The 16452-nt window shown below is 70.6% G+C and carries 19 protein-coding genes; 11 read left to right on the plus strand and 8 right to left on the minus strand.

Annotated features, from left to right (window positions below; genetic code table 11):
• The first annotated feature begins 105 nt into the window (after positions 1 to 105).
• From eccB to AB0J40_RS00185, 3 genes are read left to right on the plus strand one after another with little or no spacing between them, the layout of a single operon-like run.
• A complete protein-coding gene (gene eccB, locus AB0J40_RS00175) occupies positions 106 to 1527 on the plus strand; it encodes a type VII secretion protein EccB (RefSeq protein WP_364445552.1) in 1422 nt (473 codons plus the stop codon).
• 11 nt (positions 1528 to 1538) lie between these two features.
• The gene (locus AB0J40_RS00180) at positions 1539 to 2231 is read left to right on the plus strand and encodes a response regulator transcription factor (RefSeq protein WP_364445554.1); all 693 of its coding nucleotides are present in this window, start codon (positions 1539 to 1541) and stop codon (positions 2229 to 2231) included.
• Positions 2228 to 2890 carry a response regulator transcription factor gene (locus tag AB0J40_RS00185; RefSeq protein WP_364445556.1) on the plus strand — a complete coding sequence of 221 codons (663 nt, stop codon included), beginning with the start codon at positions 2228 to 2230 and terminating at the stop codon, positions 2888 to 2890. The genes AB0J40_RS00180 and AB0J40_RS00185 overlap by 4 nt, the downstream gene beginning before the upstream one ends.
• On the opposite strand, the gene AB0J40_RS00190 is transcribed toward AB0J40_RS00185, so the two are convergent.
• Positions 2887 to 3681, minus strand: a complete 795-nt coding sequence (locus tag AB0J40_RS00190; protein ID WP_364445557.1) for a carbon-nitrogen hydrolase family protein — start codon at positions 3679 to 3681, stop codon at positions 2887 to 2889. The two genes, AB0J40_RS00185 and AB0J40_RS00190, sit on opposite strands and share 4 nt — an antisense overlap.
• An 84-nt stretch (positions 3682 to 3765) precedes the next feature.
• On the opposite strand from AB0J40_RS00190, the gene hisD reads away from it, so the two are divergent.
• Genes hisD through AB0J40_RS00210 form a run of 4 tightly spaced genes read left to right on the plus strand, consistent with a single transcriptional unit; the run spans position 3766 to position 6939 of the window.
• A complete protein-coding gene (hisD, locus tag AB0J40_RS00195) occupies positions 3766 to 5091 on the plus strand; it encodes a histidinol dehydrogenase (RefSeq protein WP_364445558.1) in 1326 nt (441 codons plus the stop codon).
• The gene (locus tag AB0J40_RS00200; RefSeq protein WP_364445560.1) at positions 5088 to 6188 is read left to right on the plus strand and encodes a histidinol-phosphate transaminase; all 1101 of its coding nucleotides are present in this window, start codon (positions 5088 to 5090) and stop codon (positions 6186 to 6188) included. The genes hisD and AB0J40_RS00200 overlap by 4 nt, the downstream gene beginning before the upstream one ends.
• Positions 6185 to 6784, plus strand: a complete 600-nt coding sequence (hisB, locus tag AB0J40_RS00205; RefSeq protein ID WP_364445561.1) for an imidazoleglycerol-phosphate dehydratase HisB — start codon at positions 6185 to 6187, stop codon at positions 6782 to 6784. Before AB0J40_RS00200 ends, hisB begins: the two co-directional genes overlap by 4 nt.
• Positions 6781 to 6939, plus strand: coding sequence for a hypothetical protein (locus AB0J40_RS00210; RefSeq protein WP_364445563.1), 159 nt, complete (start codon positions 6781 to 6783; stop codon positions 6937 to 6939). The genes hisB and AB0J40_RS00210 overlap by 4 nt, the downstream gene beginning before the upstream one ends.
• Positions 6940 to 7066: 127 nt before the next feature.
• On the opposite strand, the gene AB0J40_RS00215 is transcribed toward AB0J40_RS00210, so the two are convergent.
• The gene (locus tag AB0J40_RS00215) at positions 7067 to 9259 is read right to left on the minus strand and encodes an MMPL family transporter (RefSeq protein ID WP_364445565.1); all 2193 of its coding nucleotides are present in this window, start codon (positions 9257 to 9259) and stop codon (positions 7067 to 7069) included.
• A gap of 205 nt (positions 9260 to 9464) precedes the next feature.
• Between AB0J40_RS00215 and AB0J40_RS00220 the strand changes: the two genes are divergently transcribed.
• Positions 9465 to 10052, plus strand: coding sequence for a TetR family transcriptional regulator (locus tag AB0J40_RS00220; protein ID WP_364445566.1), 588 nt, complete (start codon positions 9465 to 9467; stop codon positions 10050 to 10052).
• A gap of 3 nt (positions 10053 to 10055) precedes the next feature.
• Here the strand turns inward: AB0J40_RS00220 and AB0J40_RS00225 are convergent, their stop codons facing one another.
• Positions 10056 to 10589: an RNA 2'-phosphotransferase gene (locus AB0J40_RS00225; RefSeq protein ID WP_364445567.1), complete on the minus strand. Its 534-nt coding sequence runs from the start codon at positions 10587 to 10589 to the stop codon at positions 10056 to 10058.
• A 33-nt stretch (positions 10590 to 10622) separates the two neighbouring features.
• On the minus strand, positions 10623 to 11084 hold the full coding sequence (gene soxR, locus AB0J40_RS00230) for a redox-sensitive transcriptional activator SoxR (RefSeq protein WP_364445569.1): 462 nt from the start codon (positions 11082 to 11084) through the stop codon (positions 10623 to 10625).
• Positions 11085 to 11137: 53 nt separating this feature from the next.
• Between soxR and AB0J40_RS00235 the strand changes: the two genes are divergently transcribed.
• Both AB0J40_RS00235 and AB0J40_RS00240 read left to right on the plus strand, forming a co-directional pair.
• Entirely contained in the window at positions 11138 to 11827 is a 690-nt protein-coding gene (locus AB0J40_RS00235) for a thiamine pyrophosphate-dependent enzyme (protein ID WP_364445571.1), read from the plus strand.
• The gene (locus AB0J40_RS00240; protein ID WP_364445572.1) at positions 11824 to 12714 is read left to right on the plus strand and encodes a transketolase; all 891 of its coding nucleotides are present in this window, start codon (positions 11824 to 11826) and stop codon (positions 12712 to 12714) included. Before AB0J40_RS00235 ends, AB0J40_RS00240 begins: the two co-directional genes overlap by 4 nt.
• On the opposite strand, the gene AB0J40_RS00245 is transcribed toward AB0J40_RS00240, so the two are convergent.
• The gene (locus tag AB0J40_RS00245; RefSeq protein WP_364445574.1) at positions 12692 to 13807 is read right to left on the minus strand and encodes a hypothetical protein; all 1116 of its coding nucleotides are present in this window, start codon (positions 13805 to 13807) and stop codon (positions 12692 to 12694) included. The genes AB0J40_RS00240 and AB0J40_RS00245 overlap by 23 nt on opposite strands.
• Positions 13804 to 14007, minus strand: coding sequence for a hypothetical protein (locus AB0J40_RS00250; protein WP_364445576.1), 204 nt, complete (start codon positions 14005 to 14007; stop codon positions 13804 to 13806). Before AB0J40_RS00250 ends, AB0J40_RS00245 begins: the two co-directional genes overlap by 4 nt.
• An 80-nt stretch (positions 14008 to 14087) precedes the next feature.
• Here AB0J40_RS00250 and AB0J40_RS00255 point away from each other — a divergent pair, with 80 nt between their 5' ends.
• A complete protein-coding gene (locus tag AB0J40_RS00255; protein ID WP_364447207.1) occupies positions 14088 to 14684 on the plus strand; it encodes an NUDIX hydrolase in 597 nt (198 codons plus the stop codon).
• Here AB0J40_RS00255 and AB0J40_RS00260 read toward each other — a convergent pair.
• Entirely contained in the window at positions 14673 to 15074 is a 402-nt protein-coding gene (locus AB0J40_RS00260; RefSeq protein WP_364445578.1) for an NIPSNAP family protein, read from the minus strand. The genes AB0J40_RS00255 and AB0J40_RS00260 overlap by 12 nt on opposite strands.
• A 163-nt stretch (positions 15075 to 15237) precedes the next feature.
• Entirely contained in the window at positions 15238 to 16413 is a 1176-nt protein-coding gene (locus AB0J40_RS00265) for an acyl-CoA dehydrogenase family protein (RefSeq protein WP_364445580.1), read from the minus strand.
• Positions 16414 to 16452: the final 39 nt, after the last annotated feature.

Below are 16452 nucleotides of genomic sequence, written 5' to 3' on the forward strand. Positions count from 1 at the left end.
CTCCCCAGATGCCGCGTGGGCGTAAAAATTACCCTCCCCTTGCCTTCGCCGGGCACCTAACGTCGGGCACTCGGGAGGACGACGCACAGCCGGGGGCCAGTCAGCGTGTGGACGCAGCGGGACCAGATCCAGGCCTACCAGTTCCTCCGGCGCAGGCTCGTCTCCGCACTCGTCGCCGCCGACGCCAACCACCCCGTCTCGCCCAGCCGCCGGCTCGTCCTCGGCACCGTGCTGGGGCTCGTGGCCGCCCTGCTCGTCACCGCCGTCTTCGGCATCATCGGCCTGCTCAACCCCTCCGGCGGCAAGGACTGGCTGGCCGGCGGCAAGGTGATCGTCGAGGAGGGCACCGGCGCCCGGTTCGTGCTCGGCGCCGACGGCGTGCTGCACCCGGTGCTCAACTACGCCTCCGCGCGGCTGCTGGCCGGGGGAGCCGGCGACGCGACCGTGTCCGTCTCCTCGGAAAACCTCGGCAAGGCCGGCCGCGGCACCCAGATCGGCATCCCGGGCGCGCCCGACTCGCTGCCCGCGGCCGGCGCGCTCGTCACGACGCCGTGGACGAGCTGCAGCCGCACCACCCAGGACGCGCCCGCCTCGGCCGAGCCGCGCACCGCCGTCCTGCTCGCCGCGCCCGCCTCCGGCGTCGAGCTGCCGCGCGACCAGGGCGTGATCGTCCGGCTGCCGCAGGGTGACCGGTTCCTGCTCGCCGGCGGCCGCCGCTACAAGCTCTCCGACGAGGCCGCGACCGCCCTGCAGTTCGACAGCTACCCGACGATCGCGGTGTCCGCGCGCTGGATCGACACCGTCCCGGCCGGCCGGGACCTGACCGCGCTGCCCGTCGACGGCGCCGGTGACCGCGGCCCCGCGGTGGGCGGCCGCGGCTCCCGCGTCGGAGAGGTGCTCGCCGTCGTGGACGCGATGGCCGCGCCCGGGTCCGCGACGTCGTACTACCTGGTGCGCCGGGACGGGCTCGAACCCGTCGGGCAGACCGAGGCGAGCCTGCTGGTCACCACCGAGGCCAACGCGGCCGCCTACGAAGGGAGGCCGAAGCCGGTCGAGGTCCGCGCGGCCGACGTCGCCGCCGTGCCGAAGGTCGCCGCGCCCCGCGCGGGCGGCGCCGACCCCGCGGCCTTCCCGGACCGCATCCCCGGCAAGGCGCCGATCACCGGCGGCTCGGTCGCGTTGTGCGTTCAGGGCAGCCGGTTGCTCGTTTCGGCCGAATTCCCGCTTTCCCCTGGCGCCAAGGCAATCCAGGTCGCCACGAGGACCGAAGCACGGGTGGCGGACGAGGTGTTCGTCCCTCCGTCGGGGGGAGCCGTCGTCGTCGAAGCCGGCTCGGCCACCACGTACCTGGTGACCGATACGGGCCGGAAGTACCCGGTGGTGAACGCGCAGGCTTTGGCCTCGCTCGGCTACGGAAGCGTGGCGAAGTCACCGGTCGCAGGTAGTTTGCTGGCATTGGTGCCGACGGGCCCCGCGCTGGACCCGGCCACGGCCGGGCGGCCGGCTCCGTCGGGTGGAACGGGGTGAAAGTCGTGCAAATGACAGAAGAGCGTTCGACCGGCGAAGCGGACCTGGGGCGGGTCCGGGTCGCGGTCATCGAGGACCACCCGTTGTACCGCGTCTCGGTGGAACGCGTGCTGGCCGAAGCCGAGTTCATCGAACTCGGCGCGGTGGTGGACTCGGTGGCGCGGTTCCACGTCCACCGGCAGCCGCCGGGCAGCGTGGTGCTGCTGGACCTGGGCCTGCCCGGCGTCGCGGGGGCGGCGGCCGTGCTGGAGGTCTGCGAGCTCGGGCACCACGTGCTCGTGGTTTCCGCGCAGGCCGAGCCCGAGGTCGTGCTGGGGGCGATCGCCGCGGGGGCGCGGGGGTTCCTCTCGAAGGACGTCGACGCGGACGAGCTGCTGATCGCGATCAAGACGGTGGCCGACGGCGGCGCGTACGTCTCCGCGGTGGTCGCCGGGATGATCATGAAGGACAACGCGGACCGGCCCGCCGTCTCCGCGGACGTCGAGCTGTCGCCGCGCGAGGAACAGGTGCTGCGGCTGGTGGCGGCGGGGGAGCGCGACGTCGACATCGCGCTGATCCTCGGCATCGGCGTCCGGACCGTGCGGGGCTACCTCGACCGCATCCGCGACAAGACCGGCGAACGGCGGCGGCCGGGGCTGGTCAAGGAGGCCATCCGGCGCGGCCTCATCGGCGGCTCCGGGCCCCGGCGCGGCGGCCGCAAATGAGCGAACCGGCCGACGACGCCCCGGCTCCGGCGCCGCGCCGCATCGCCGTCGGGGTCATCGAGGACCACCCGCTCTACCGGTACGCGCTGACGCGCGTGCTCACCGAAGCGCCCGACATCGAGCTCGGCGCGGTGGCGGATTCGGTGGCCCGGTTCGCGGTGCAGGACCAGCCGGCGGGCAGCGTCGTGGTCCTCGACCTCAAGCTCCGGGGCGTCCAGGACGCGGCCGCGGTCCTGGAAGTGGGGCAGATGGGGCACAAGGTGCTGGTGGTGTCCGCGCACGCGGAACAGCCGGAGGTCCTCGGGGCGATGCAGGCGGGCGCGAAGGGGTTCCTGTCGAAGGACGTCGACGGCGACGAGCTCCTGCGCGCGATCCGCACGATCGCCGACGACAACGCGTACGTGTCGCCGACGCTCGCGGGGATGATCATCCAGGACAGCGAAGAACGGCACGCGGGGCCCAAGATCGTGCTGTCCGAGCGGGAGAAGCAGGTCCTCCGGCTGGTGGCGGCCGGGGAACGCGACGTCGACGTGGCGGAGATCCTGAACATCAGCGTCCGGACGGTCCGGTCCTACCTGGACCGCATCCGCGACAAGACGGGTGAACGCCGGCGCGCGGGGTTCGTCCGGGTCGCGATCCGCGAAGGCCTGCTCCGCTAGAGCCGTCGGTTGGCCAGGGCCCCCGTCGCCGTGCGGGCCTTGGCCGACACCGCCGGGTCGACGTCCACCAGCAGCGTCTCCGGGCCCGCGCCGGCGGCGGCGTGCACCCGGCCGAAACCGTCCGCGACCAGCGAGTACCCGATCCCGGTCGGCGCCTTCGGGTTCACCGTGATGCCCGTCGCCGCCGGGTCGGCCTGGCCGCACGCCAGCACCCAGCAGCCCGAATCCAGGGCCCGCGCCCGCACCAGCACCTCCCACTGCTCGCGCTTGCCCTCGCCGGCGCCCCAGGACGCCGGCAGCAGCACGACGTCGGCGCCGTCGTCGGCCAGCGCGCGGAACAGCTCCGGGAACCGCACGTCGTAGCAGGTCGCGACGCCGTAGACGACGCCGTCCAGCTCGAAGGTGGCCGGGGAGGCACCGGGCGCGACCGTGTCCGACTCCGCGAAGCCGAACGCGTCGTAGAGGTGGATCTTGTCGTAGCCGCGGTGGTGCCCGCCGCCGGTGACCAGGAGCGTGTTGTGCACCCGGCCGCCGTCCGCGGGGGTGAACATCCCGGCGACGACCACGACGTCGTGCTCCGCCGCCACCGCGGCCACCGCCGTCGCCCACGGCCCGTCGAGCTCCTCCGCGACCGGGGCGAGGGGACGCCCGAACCGCGCCATCGCCGCTTCGGGGAACACGACGATCCGCGCGCCGTCGGCCGCCGCGGCCTCGACGCCGGTGCGAATCAGCTTCAGGTTCGCCTCCGGATCGTCACCCGAGTTGACCTGGCACAACGCGATTCGCGCCACCGTTGCCTCCTGCATGCTGGGATCGGCCGTCACCGGGGAGTATCGCTGAAAACCGGCTGGGCGTGACCTCGTACCCTGGAGGGCATGTTGAACCGCACCGACCTGCGCGGGCAGGTCCCGACCGCCGCCGAACTGCGCGCCACGCTCCCTCGCGCCGAATACGACGTGGACGCGGCGCTGCATCACGTGCGCCCGGTGGTCGAGGCGGTCCGTGACCGCGGTGTCGAAGCCGTCCTCGAGTACACCGAAAAGTTCGACAAGGTGCGCCCCGCGTCCGTGCGGGTGCCGCGGGCTTCCTTGACGCAGGCACTGGCGGAGCTGGACCCGGCCGTGCGCGCCGCGCTCGAGGAATCGATCAGCCGCGCCCGGAAGGTGCACGCCGAGCAGCGCCGCACCGACGTCACGACGACCGTCGTCGAGGGCGGCACGGTCACCGAGAAGTGGGTGCCGGTCGAGCGCGTCGGGCTGTACGCCCCGGGCGGCCTGGCTGTCTACCCGTCGACCGTCGTGATGAACGTCGTCCCGGCGCAGATCGCCGGCGTCGCCTCCCTGGTCGTCTGCTCGCCGCCGCAGGCCGCGTTCGGCGGCCTGCCGCACCCCACCATCCTCGCCGCGGCCGAGCTGCTCGGCGTCGACGAGGTGTGGGCGGTCGGCGGCGCGCAGGCCGTGGCGCTGCTCGCGTACGGCGGCACGGACACCGACGGCGCCGAACTGGCGCCCGTCGACATCGTCACCGGGCCGGGCAACATCTACCTCACCGCGGCCAAGCGGCTGCTGCGCGGCCTGATCGGCATCGACGCCGAGGCCGGCCCCACCGAGATCGCGATCCTCGCCGACGAGACCGCCGACCCGGTGCACGTCGCCGCCGACCTGATCAGCCAGGCCGAGCACGACCCCCTCGCCGCGAGCGTGCTGGTGACGACGTCGATCGAGCTGGCCGACGCCGTCGACAAGGAGCTGATCAACCGCGTCGCCGCGACCAAGCACAGTTCGCGGGTCGCCGAAGCCCTGTCCGGCAAGCAGTCCGGCGTCATCCTGGTGTCCACAGTGGACGACGGTCTGCGCGTCGTCGACGCCTACGCCGCCGAGCACCTGGAGATCCAGACGGCGGACGCGCGCGCGGTCGCCGCCCGGGTCCGCAACGCGGGCGCGATCTTCGTCGGCGCGTACGCCCCGGTGTCGCTCGGCGACTACTGCGCCGGGTCCAACCACGTCCTGCCCACCGGCGGGTTCGCCCGCCACTCCTCGGGCCTGTCCGTGCAGAGCTTCCTCAAGGGCATCCACGTCGTGGACTACACCGAGAATGCGCTGCGCGAGGTCGCCGGCCGGGTCGTCGCGCTGGCCGACGCCGAGGACCTGCCCGCGCACGGCGAGGCCGTCACGGCGCGGTTCGGGGGTTCGGTCCGATGACGATCGGCGAAGAGGTCACGCTGGACCAGCTGCCGCTGCGCGAAGACCTGCGCGGCAAAACGCCGTACGGCGCGCCGCAGCTGGACGTCCCGATCCGGCTCAACACCAACGAGAACCCGTACCCGCCGCCGCCGGCACTGGTCGCGGACGTCGCGGAGGCGGTCCGTCTCGAGGCGGCCAAGCTGCACCGCTACCCGGACCGCGACGCGGTGGCGCTGCGGCAGGACCTGGCCGACTATCTGAGCGTGTCGACGCGGGTCGTGCTGTCGGAGGCGAACGTGTGGGCCGCCAACGGGTCCAACGAGGTGCTGCAGCAGATCCTGCAGGCGTTCGGCGGGCCGGGGCGCAGCGCGCTGGGGTTCGAGCCGTCGTACTCGATGCACCCGATCATCGCGTCCGGCACGCGCACCGAGTGGGTCCCGGCGCCGCGGCGCGAGGACTTCACGCTGGACACGGCCGCGGCCGCCGCGGTCATCGCTTCCCGTCGGCCCGACATCGTGTTCGTGACCAGCCCGAACAACCCGACCGGCGGCTCGATCCCGCTCGACGAGCTGCGTTCCGTGCTCGACGCGGCCACCGGGATCGTCGTGGTCGACGAGGCGTACGCGGAGTTTTCGTCGCAGGACAGCGCGGTGCACCTGCTGGCCGACTACCCTTCGCGGCTGATCGTCTCGCGCACGATGAGCAAGGCGTTCGCGTTCGCGGGCGGCAGGCTCGGCTACCTGGCGGCGGCCCCGGCGGTGGTGGACGCACTGCAGCTGGTCCGGCTGCCGTACCACCTGTCACGCCTGACCCAGGCGGCGGCGCGGGCGGCGCTGCGGCATGCGGACGCCACTTTGGACAGTGTGCACAAGCTGGCCGCGGAACGCGACCGCGTCGTGGAGGCGTTGGCGGGGCTGGGTTACGACCCGGTGCCGAGCGACTCGAACTTCGTCCTCTTCGGACGGTTCGCGTCCCCGTCGGCGGCTTGGCAGTCCTATTTGGATCGCGGCGTGCTGATCCGCGACCCGGGGATCCCGGGCCACCTGCGCGTGAGCATCGGCACCCCGGAAGAGAACGACGCCTTCCTCGAGGCGAGTAAGGAAGTCTCGCGATGACCCGCATCGGCAAGGTCGAACGGACCACCAAGGAGTCCTCGATCTTCGTGCAGCTGGACCTCGACGGAACGGGCGAGGTGGAGATCTCCACGGGCGTGCCGTTCTACGACCACATGCTGACGGCGTTCGGCGTCCACGGGTCCCTGGACCTGAAGGTGGAGGCAACGGGCGACATCCACATCGACGCGCACCACACGGTCGAGGACACGGCGATCGTGCTGGGCCAGGCGATCCGCCAGGCCCTGGGCGACAAGAGCGGAATCCGCCGCTTCGGCGACGCGTGGATCCCGATGGACGAAACCCTGGCGCACGCGGCAATCGACGTATCGGGCCGGCCGTACTGCGTCCACGTGGGGGAGCCGGAGCAGTTCAACACGTTCACGATCGGCGGCAACTACCCGTTCGTGTTGACGCGCCACGTGTTCGACTCGCTGTCGTTCCACGCGCAGATCGCGTTGCACGTGAGGGTGATCCACGGCCGCGACCCGCACCACATAGCGGAGGCGGAGTACAAGGCGGTGGCAAGGGCACTGCGAGCGGCGACGGAGCCGGACCCGAGGGCGGGCGGCATCCCGTCGACGAAGGGCGTGCTGTGAGCAACAGCGTGATCGGCGTCCTCCTGCTGGCACTCGGCGGCTTCCTGGTGGGCGGCGTCTATTCGACGTGGAAGACGGCCAAGTTCATGGCGGTGGTACTGGGAGTCGCGGCCCTGCTGGCAATCGGCGGCGCCATCTTCTGGCTCGCCAGCTAGGGCCCCAGAACGGACCCCCGCCCTCCCTGGGGGGCGTGCCCTTGTCCAGTCTATCGGCGGCCGCCGACAAAATCCGCGGCCGAAGCCTGGTTGTCCACAACCCCGCAGGGTTGTGGACAACCAGGACTCAGTGGCTCGCACCCACCAGTTCCCGGGGCTCGTCGCCCGGAGCGTCGAGCTGCTTGGTCAGCTTCTCGCCCTCCACGTCGACGTCCGGCAGGATCCGGTCCAGCCACTTCGGCAGCCACCACGCGCCGCGGCCGAGCAGCGACATCACCGCCGGCACCAGCGTCATCCGGACCACGAACGCGTCCACCAGCACGCCGAACGCCAGCGCGAACCCGATCGACTGGATCAGCGTCGACTCGGCCAGCACGAACCCGGCGAACACGCTGATCATGATCAGCGCCGCCGCGACGACCACCCGTGCGCCGTGGCGGAAGCCCGTCACCATCGCCTCTTGCGGCTCCGCGCCGTGCACGTGCTCTTCGCGCATCCGCGTCACCAGGAACACCTGGTAGTCCATCGCGAGCCCGAACAGCACGCCGATCAGCAGGATCGGCAGCATGCTCATGATCGGCCCGGTCGACTCGACGCCGAGCAGGTCCGTCAGCCAGCCCCACTGGAACACCGCTACCACCGCGCCGAACGTCGCCGCCACCGAGCCGAGGAAGCCGATCGTCGCCTTCAGCGGCACCACCACCGAGCGGAACACCAGCATCAGCAGCACGAACGCCAGTCCGACGATCAGCGCGAGGTACGGCAGCATCGCGTCGGACAGCTTCTCCGAGACGTCGATGTTCGCCGCGGTCTGCCCGGTGACGGCCAGCTTCGCGCCCGTCGCGTTCTCGAGGACGCCGGATTCGCTGCGGATCGCGGCGACCAGGTCCTCGGTCTGGGTACTGCTCGGCCCGCTCTTCGGGATCACCGTGAGCAACGCCGTGTCACCGCTCTGGTTGACGCGCGGTGGGGTGACGGCGGCGACGTCCGGCAGCTTCTGGATGTCCGCGGCGGCCTGGCCGAGCGCGGCCTGGCGGTTGGTGCTGGCCCCGGTGTCGACGACGACCAGCAGCGGCCCGTTCGACCCCTCGCCGAAGCTGCGGCTGGCGATGTCGTACGCCTTCTTCTGCGTCGACTCGGGCGCGGCGGTGCTGTCGTTGGGCAGGCCGAGCTGCATGCCGAGCGCGGGCAGCGCGACGACGGCCATCCCGGCCAGCGCGACGAGCAGCACCGGGATCCGGTGGCGGGCCACGAACCGCGCCCAACGCTCGCCGTGCGTCGTTTCGACCGGCTTGCGGCGCAGCCGGACGCGGCCGCCGGCGACCCGCGACCCGGCGAAGCCGAGGACGGCGGGCAGCAGTGTCAGCGCGATGACCACGGCGACCGCGACGGTCACGGCCGCGGCGACGCCCATCTGGCCGAGGAACGGGATGCCGACGACGGTCAGGCCGGCCAGCGCGATGATGACCGTCAGCCCGGCGAACACGACGGCCGAGCCCGCGGTGCCGACCGCGCGGCCGGCGGCTTCCTCGGGTTCGCGGCCGAGGCTCAGCTCGTGCCGGTAGCGCGAGACGATGAACAGCGCGTAGTCGATGCCGACGGCCAGCCCGATCATCAGCGCGAGAATCGGCGTGTTCGAGTTCAGCTCCAGGAACCCGGACGCGAGGAAGATGCCCGCCATCCCGGTGCCGACGCCGATCAGCGCGGTGAGCAGCGGGATCCCGGCGGCGACGAGCGAGCCGAAGGTGATGATCAGCACGACGGCGGCGACCGCGACGCCCAGGCCCTCGGTCGCGCCGGTCTCGGGGATGCCCTGCACGGCGTCGCCGCCGAACTCGACGGTGAACCCGGCGTCGCGCGCCGCGTTCGCCGTGTCGAGCAGGGCCTGGCGGTCACCGTCGGTGAGCTCGTACGCCTTCGCGCCGTAGCTGACCTGGGCGAGCGCGACGCGCTGGTCCGGCGAGATCGCCTGCGCCTGGAACGGGTCGACGGCGGCGGCGACCTTCGGCGCCGTCTTCAGCTGCCCCACCAGCGCCTCGACGGCGGCCTTGCCCTTGGCGTCGGTCACCGTGGTGCCCGCGGGGGCCTCGATGACGACGCGCGCGGTGGCGCCCCCGGCGTTGGCCTGCGGGAACTTCGCGGTCAGCTGGTCGACGGCCCGCTGCGACTCGGTGCCCGGGATCGTCACCGAGTTCGACAGCTGGCCGGACAGCGTGAGGGCGCCCAGCCCGAGCGCCACGAGGACGGCCGCCCAGACGGCGGCGACCAGCGCCCGCCGTCGGAAGGACAACCGGCTGAGCCGGTACAGGAAGGTCGCCACGAGTCAGCTCCGTTTCGCCCGAACGGGGTCGGTTCACTCCATCTGATTACCGACCAAGCTAGCCGATCGGCAAGGAGAGCTCCAAGCCGATCGGCAAGTATGTGACTTGCCGAACAGCAAGGTTTATCCCAGCCGATCGGCTAGTAACCGGTTTGCCGATCGACAGGGCGTGACGTACGCTCCGACGGCTCGCTGAGGAGGAAGAATGACCGCCGGCCCGGACGGGGACACCCGGACCCGACTGCTGCAGACCGCGCTGCGGCTGTTCACCGAACACGGTGTCGAGGGCACGTCGCTGCAGATGATCGCCGACGCGCTGGGCGTCACCAAGGCCGCGGTCTACTACCACTTCAAGACGAAGGCGGAGATCACCGAAGCGGTGGCCGAGCCCGGCGTCCGCGACCTGGACGAGCTGGTGCTTCGCGCGGCCGCGCAGAAGCGCCGCGGCGCGCAGGTGGACCTGCTGCTGGAGGGGTTCGTCGACCTGGTGATCCGGCACCGCGCGCTGGTGGCGTTGTTTTCGAGCGACCCGGGGATCGCCCGCGCGATCGAGAAGTCGGCGCACGGCGGCATGGAGGGCTTCGGGCAGGCGCTGCTGGGCATCCTGTCGGGTCCGGACCCGACACCGGCGGCCCGGGTCAACGCGATGGTGACGCTGACGGGCATCGCGATGGCCGGCGGATCCCCGGACCTGGCTCGGCTGAGCGACGAAGAACTGCGCGCGGAGCTGCTGGACGTGGGCAGGCGCCTGCTGGGCCGTCCCCGTCGTCGCGGGCTCGCGTCGGTGACTTAGGGGTCAGCCGACGCGGTACAAGTACACCGGCGGTACCGCGGCCGTCAGCCACACGCCGTTCGCGCTGACCTGGAACGCGTGGCCCGCGGCGGCCATCCCCGCGGCGTCGACGCGCAGGATCACCGGCTTCCCCCGCCGGGCGCCGACGGTGCGTGCGGTGTCGATCGTCGCCGAGAGGTGGACGGCGTGGCGGTTCATCGGGCGCAGTCCCTCGCGCAGGATCGCGTCGAGGAACTTCGTGACCGTCCCGTGGTAAAGCACGTCGGGCGGGACGGCGTCCGCCAGCCCGAGGTCGACGGCGACGCTGTGCCCCTGGCTCGCGCGGATGCGCGTGCCGGTCTCGTCGAAAGCGAAGCGGCGCTTGTTGTTCGTCTCGACGACTTCGTCGAGCTGCTCGCGGGTGATCTTCAGCGCGCGCACGAGCTGCTCGACCGGCGCCCAGCCGTCCGGGCTGAGCGTGAGGCCGATGGCGGCGGGATCGTGGCGCAGGTGCCGCGCCAGCCGCTTGGAGAGGCGGATCGTTTCTTTCTCGTTCATTTCCCGCTCAGGATCCCGCGGCGGGCAAGCGATTTAGATGCCGCCCTCGACCGCCGGACGCAGTTTGCTCGCCCCCGGACCGAAGCGGGCCAGCTCGTCGTCGTTGTTGTAGAGGGCGCAGCTGCGCAGCGACAGGCACCCGCAGCCGACGCAGCCGGTGAGCCGGTCGCGAAGGCGTTGCAGGGCGTCGATCCGGGCGTCGAGCTCGTGCTGCCAGTCGCGGGACAGGCGCGCCCAGTCGGCTTTCGTCGGGGCGTGGTCGGCGGGCAGCGTCTTCAGCGCGGAACTGATGTCCTCCAGGGAGAGCCCGACCCGTTGCGCGGCGCGGATGAACGCGATCCGGCGCAGCACCGAGCGCGGGTAGCGGCGCTGGTTGCCCGCCGAGCGCTCCGAGCTGATCAGCCCTTTTTCCTCGTAGAACCGCAGTGCCGTGTGCGGCACCCCGCTGCGGTCCGCCACCTGTCCGATGCTGAGATGTTCAGCGAGCCTCGTCACCTGCTCAGGCTATCCTTGACTTCGAGTTTAGTCGAGGTTGCATCGTCGGAGACATGACCACTGCGACCGAACCGGGATACGCCGAGCTGCCGCGCCTGATTTCGCTGATGACCGGCGACGACAAGCACCACGCCGCCGCGGAGTCCACTGTGGACGTCCTCTGGGTGCTCTACGACCGCGTGCTCGACATCACGCCGTCCAACTTCCGCTCACCGGACCGCGATCGTTTCCTGCTGTCCAAAGGACACGGTCCGATGGCGTACTACGCGGTGCTGACGGTGAAGGGCTTTCTGCGGGAGGCCGAGCTGCCGACGTGGTCGAACGCGCTGTCCCGCCTGGGCCACCACCCCGACCGCCGGCGTGTACCGGGCGTCGAGATCTCGAGCGGTTCCCTGGGCCACGGCCTGCCGATCGCCCTGGGGACGGCGCTGGGCCTGCGCGCCCGCGGCCGGAAGTCGAAGGTGGTGACGCTGGTGGGCGACGCGGAGCTGGACGAGGGTTCGAACCACGAGGCGATCGTCGTCGCGGCGCGGTCGGGCTTGGAGAACCTGACGACGGTGGTGATCGACAACCGGTCGTCGACGCGGGGCTGGCCGGGCGGGATAGGCCGCCGCTTCGAGGTGGAGGGCTGGGAGACGCGCACGGTGTCCGGCCGCGACCACGCGGAGCTGTACACGGCGTTCACCGCGCCGCATCCGGGCCGGCCGCTGGCTGTGGTCGCCGTCGTCGAGCCGAGGGGTTGATCATGAGGGAGACGTTTCTGCGCGTCACGGAGGAGATCCTGGACGCGGACCCGGACGTGGCGGTGGTTTTGGCGGACATTTCGGCGGCCCAGCTGGCCAGCGCCGCCCAGCGCCACCCGGACCGGGTGATCAACGTGGGGATCCGCGAGCAGCTGCTGGTGAGCGCGGGAGCGGGGCTGGCGCTGGCGGGGCTGCGGCCGATCGTGCACACGTTCCCGTCGTTCCTGGTGGAGCGGGCGTTCGAGCAGATCAAGCTGGACTTCTCCCACCAGGACGTGGGTGGGGTTTTGGTGTCGTACGGGGCGTCGTACGACATGTCGACGGAGGGGCGGACGCATCAGGCTCCGGGCGACGTTTTGCTGATGGATTCGCTGCCGGGATGGACGATTCACGTGCCGGGCCACGCCGACGAGGCCCGCCGGTTGCTGTTGGAGTCGATCCCGGGAGACGGCCGGGTGTATTTGCGGCTTTCGGCGCAGACGAACGCGGCACCGCACCTGGGGGTGGGTTTCACCCGGCTGCGGTTCGGGTCTTCGGGGGTGGTGGTGGCGGTGGGGCCGGTGTTGGACCGGGTGTTGCGGGCTTGCGCCGGTCTGGACGTGACTGTGCTTTATGCGTCGACCATTCGTCCTTTCGATTCGGCGGGTCTTCGGTCGGCGGTGCTTTCGGCTGCGCCTTCGGTGGTTATGGTCGAGCCTTACTTGGCGGGGACTTCGGCCCATTGGGTGGCCGAGGCGTTGTCGGATGTGCCGCATCGGGTGAAGTCTTTGGGGGTGCGGCGGGATGTGGAGGTGCGGACTTATGGTGGGATCGCTGATCATGATTTGGCTCATGGGCTGGACGCCGGGTCGTTGAGGTTGTCGATCAGGGATTTCCTGGGGGAGTAGGTTCGTTCGTGCCCGCACTGGAATCCCGGTACTCCAGAGTTGCTGCCCTGCCGCGGAGCAGGTCCATCAACTTCCTGTTGTTCTGCCGTTCCTCATCGGTGTCGCCCGGGTGTTTGACTTTGAGCTCTTCGTAGAGCCGGAACCGGTTCAGGTCGAGTACCGTTGCGACCACTGTCATGTACTCATCTGCGGCTGCCACGGCCGCTCGGTACGCGATCCAGGCCAGCGAGTACGGCAGGAGTGCCGCCAGCAGCCACCACCGGTCGGTCATCAGGGCCGCGGCCGACTCCACGGCGGCGAGCAGTGCGACCACGCAGAGCCGGATGGACGTGTCCATCTGCTGTCGCGTGTCCTGCAGTTGTCCGGTGTGCGACTCGGGTGCGATGAGCGCGATGTGGGGCGCGGTGAGGATGGCGTCGAGGCCGTACTGACGTCCGATCCGATCTTCCGCGACCCGGAGAGCGTTGCCCAGCCGGGTCGGCATCATGCGGTGCGCGGACGGATAACGCGCGAGTTGGTACGGAATCGCTGCCAATGCGGCATGGGTACCGCTCGCGGCGTGAGCCTTGTCGTGCGGCATGAGTTCTTCGAGACGTGCCTGCAATTCGTGGGATTCCAAGGCAAGCGGATCTTGGGCGCTGCTCGGGTCATCCGCGAGGTCGTCGAGGTACTGGCGGATCAGCACTTTTCGGAGCACTCGTTCGCGCTTCAGGCGAAGCCGGCTTCGCCGGCGGTTGAGACGGAGCCTCTTCTTGCGGTAGCGGGTGATGCGCAGTCTGAGGAACACTGTCGCCGTTCTGGAGCTGCCCCAGTAACCCTCGAGCAGCCGGGTCATGCCGAGTTGCAGGGGATGGAGGAAGAGCGCGATGAGTACCGTCGCGAGCAGGATCCACGCGTAGCCGCTCAGCTTGAGAGCGCTCAGGTTCTCGCCCACCTTCGTCAGGTCCGGAGTTCCTGCCCACGCTCTGGCGGCGACGAGGAGCACGGACCACGCCGAGAGGAACAGGGCCGGGAGAACGCTGACCAGGCTGAAGTAGCGACCGATACGTGAACCGGTACCCAAGGCCGCATCGGTGAGAGAGGGCGCCGTCATGGCAGAAGACGGTCCTTCTTGTCGACGTAGTGCCTGCCCTTCTGGCACCAGAACCGATCATTGTGCTCTTCGAGCAGGTACGTGTTCGGGTGCCGTGGGCAGCGGCCTGGGCCATCGTCTTCGCCGTGCCCGGGCAACCCGATGGGGCTCTTGTCGCCACCGAGAACCGCGAGCCCGAGGATGAGCCGAAGTCTGCGCATCCGCCTCACCCCGCCCCTCCAGGATTCGACCATGTTAGGTCAGCATTCAGGCCTAGTCGACAACGTGAGACGAGGTGGTGATGGGCTTCTCGCCCTGGGCGGTGCCCGTTGCCGGGATCCTGGTCGTCGCCGCGGCCGGGGCGTTCGGTGCCTCCTGGGCCTGGGTTGCCGTCGGGGCTCTGGTCGCCGCCGGGGTTGGCTGGCTCGGTTGGGTCGTGCTTCGGGAGGCGCGCCCCTATAGCGTGACGTCCATGGGGTCCAGCATTCGGCCGATCGCGCTCGGCCTGATTCGGCGGCGTGCTCAAATCCTCGTCTTCGAAGGGCGCGATGACGTCAAAGGCGAGACCTACTACCGGCCCCTCGGCGGCGGTGTCGAGTTCGGCGAACGCAGCGATGAAGCCCTCAAGCGGGAGTTCCGCGAGGAACTCGACGCCGACGTCAAGGTCGGCGAACTCCTCGGCGTCCTCGAGAACGTCTTCGCCTGGCGGGGCAACCCCGGGCACGAGATCGCCTTCGTCTACGCCGCCGAGTTCGTCGACCCCGAGCTGTACGCCAAAGACGAAATGAAGATCCTCGACGATCCCGCCACCGCCCGCTGGGTCGACCTGGACGACTTCAAGAGCGGCGACAAGATCCTCTACCCCAACGGGCTCACCGAACTGCTCTCATCGGAGTAACGATCGCGAAGTCGCCTCCAGGGACTCGGAACCGGGAGAAGCCGACCGGCTGAAGGACACCGTGAACGGCCCGTCCGTCCGCACCGGCAGCTGCGGGAAGTTGTTCGGCCCGGGCTCGGTCTCGAACACCGCGAACGCCGATGGCGCCACCCCGAACGACAAGTGCACCCCCGACCCCGGTGGCGGAGAAGCCAACCCCCGCACGACCGGGCGCAGCAGCAGCACGTTGTCCGAGTCCACCATCGTCGCGTTGGCCTCGTCTCGGAAACGCCGCCAGACCGGCCCGGTGTAGAACGCCGAAAGCGCCTCGAAGCGAGCCTCGAGGGAAGAAAACCCCCGCAGCCACACGAACTCGTCCGGGGACGACGGAGTCCGGAACAGCCCGAACAAGTGCGCCCCAGCGCCTCCTGCGGTGCGACGAACTCGCGCTCGAACAACGAAATCAGCTCGTCACGACGCCCCGGGTGCAGCGTGTAGCGGCGCAGCTCCAGCACCGTCTCGTACGAAGAAAAGTCCACGGCGAAAAGCTAGCGCCCACCACCGACAAAACCGCTCAGCGGAACGCCGCCAGCCCCGTCACCGCCTGGCCGAGCGACAGCGCGTGCATCTCCTCCGTGCCTTCATACGTCAGGACCGTCTCCAGGTTCGCCATGTGGCGCATCACCGGGTACTCCAGCGAAATCCCGTTCGCGCCCAGCATCGAGCGGGCCTCGCGCGCCGCGGAAAGAGCCGATCGCACGTTCGCCATCTTGCCGAAGCTCACGTGGTTGTGGTGCAACGTCCCCGCGTCCTTGAGCCGCCCGATCTGCAGGGCCACCAGGCCGGCCCGGTTGACCTCCACCAGCAGGTCCGCCAGCTTGCGCTGGGTCAGCTGGAACCCCGCCAGCGGCTTGCCGAACTGCGACCGCGACAGCGTGTACTCCAACGCCGCTTCGTAACACGCCCGAGCCGCGCCGACCACGCCGAACAAGATTCCGTAGCGGGCTTCGTTCAAGCACGACAGCGGTCCGCGCAAGCCCCTGACCTCGGGGAACGCCGCCGAGTCGGGCAGCCGGACGCCGTCCAGGACCAGTTCTGCCGTCAGTGATGCCCGCAGCGACAGCTTGTGCTTGACCTCGTTGGCCGTGAACCCCGGTGCCGACGTCGGGACGACGAAGCCGCGGATCCCGTCGTCGGTCTGGGCCCAGACCACCGCCACGTCCGCGACCGTTCCGTTGGTGATCCACATCTTCGTGCCCGACAGCACCCAGTCCGACCCGTCGCGCACCGCCCGCGTCCGCATCGAACCCGGGTCGCTGCCCGCGTCCGGCTCGGTCAGGCCGAAGCAGCCCAGCGCGTCGCCCGTGGCCATCCGCGGCAGCCACTCCTGCCGCTGCTCCTCGCTGCCCCACTTGTGGATCGCGTACATCGCCAGCGACCCCTGCACCGACACGAAGCTGCGCAACCCCGAGTCGACGGCTTCGAGCTCGCGGCACGCGATGCCGTACGCGACCGCGCTCGTGCCGGCGCAGCCGTAGCCCTCCAGGTGCATGCCCAGCAGGCCCAGCGAACCGAAGCCCTTGGCGAGCTCGGCGGCGGGCAGCGCGCCCGTTTCGTACCAGTCCGCGATCCGGTCGAGCAGGTGGTCCTTCGCGTACGCCCGGACGGCGTCACGGATCGCGCGCTCCTCCTCGGCGAGCCCGGCGTCGAGGTCGAGGAAGTCGTGCGGGTCAGGGGTGCGGCTGCTCATGAGGGCTCCCGGGGGACGCGTCGATGCGGCCCCCGCAGG

It is taken from the genome of Amycolatopsis sp. NPDC049691, assembly GCF_040675005.1.
In the GTDB taxonomy this organism is placed as follows: Bacteria; Actinomycetota; Actinomycetes; order Mycobacteriales; family Pseudonocardiaceae; genus Amycolatopsis.

What these genes read in the sequence shown, in the direction of transcription:
- AB0J40_RS00180 (WP_364445554.1), top strand. Translation starts at nt 1,539, where the DNA reads ATGACAGAAGAGCGTTCGACCGGCGAAGCGGACCTGGGGCGGGTCCGG.
- AB0J40_RS00185 (WP_364445556.1), top strand. Translation starts at nt 2,228, where the DNA reads ATGAGCGAACCGGCCGACGACGCCCCGGCTCCGGCGCCGCGCCGCATC.
- hisD (WP_364445558.1), top strand. Translation starts at nt 3,766, where the DNA reads ATGTTGAACCGCACCGACCTGCGCGGGCAGGTCCCGACCGCCGCCGAA.
- AB0J40_RS00200 (WP_364445560.1), top strand. Translation starts at nt 5,088, where the DNA reads ATGACGATCGGCGAAGAGGTCACGCTGGACCAGCTGCCGCTGCGCGAA.
- hisB (WP_364445561.1), top strand. Translation starts at nt 6,185, where the DNA reads ATGACCCGCATCGGCAAGGTCGAACGGACCACCAAGGAGTCCTCGATC.
- AB0J40_RS00220 (WP_364445566.1), top strand. Translation starts at nt 9,465, where the DNA reads ATGACCGCCGGCCCGGACGGGGACACCCGGACCCGACTGCTGCAGACC.
- AB0J40_RS00225 (WP_364445567.1), bottom strand. Translation starts at nt 10,589, where the DNA reads ATGAACGAGAAAGAAACGATCCGCCTCTCCAAGCGGCTGGCGCGGCAC.
- AB0J40_RS00235 (WP_364445571.1), top strand. Translation starts at nt 11,138, where the DNA reads ATGACCACTGCGACCGAACCGGGATACGCCGAGCTGCCGCGCCTGATT.
- AB0J40_RS00245 (WP_364445574.1), bottom strand. Translation starts at nt 13,807, where the DNA reads ATGACGGCGCCCTCTCTCACCGATGCGGCCTTGGGTACCGGTTCACGT.
- AB0J40_RS00250 (WP_364445576.1), bottom strand. Translation starts at nt 14,007, where the DNA reads ATGCGCAGACTTCGGCTCATCCTCGGGCTCGCGGTTCTCGGTGGCGAC.
- AB0J40_RS00255 (WP_364447207.1), top strand. Translation starts at nt 14,088, where the DNA reads ATGGGCTTCTCGCCCTGGGCGGTGCCCGTTGCCGGGATCCTGGTCGTC.
- AB0J40_RS00265 (WP_364445580.1), bottom strand. Translation starts at nt 16,413, where the DNA reads ATGAGCAGCCGCACCCCTGACCCGCACGACTTCCTCGACCTCGACGCC.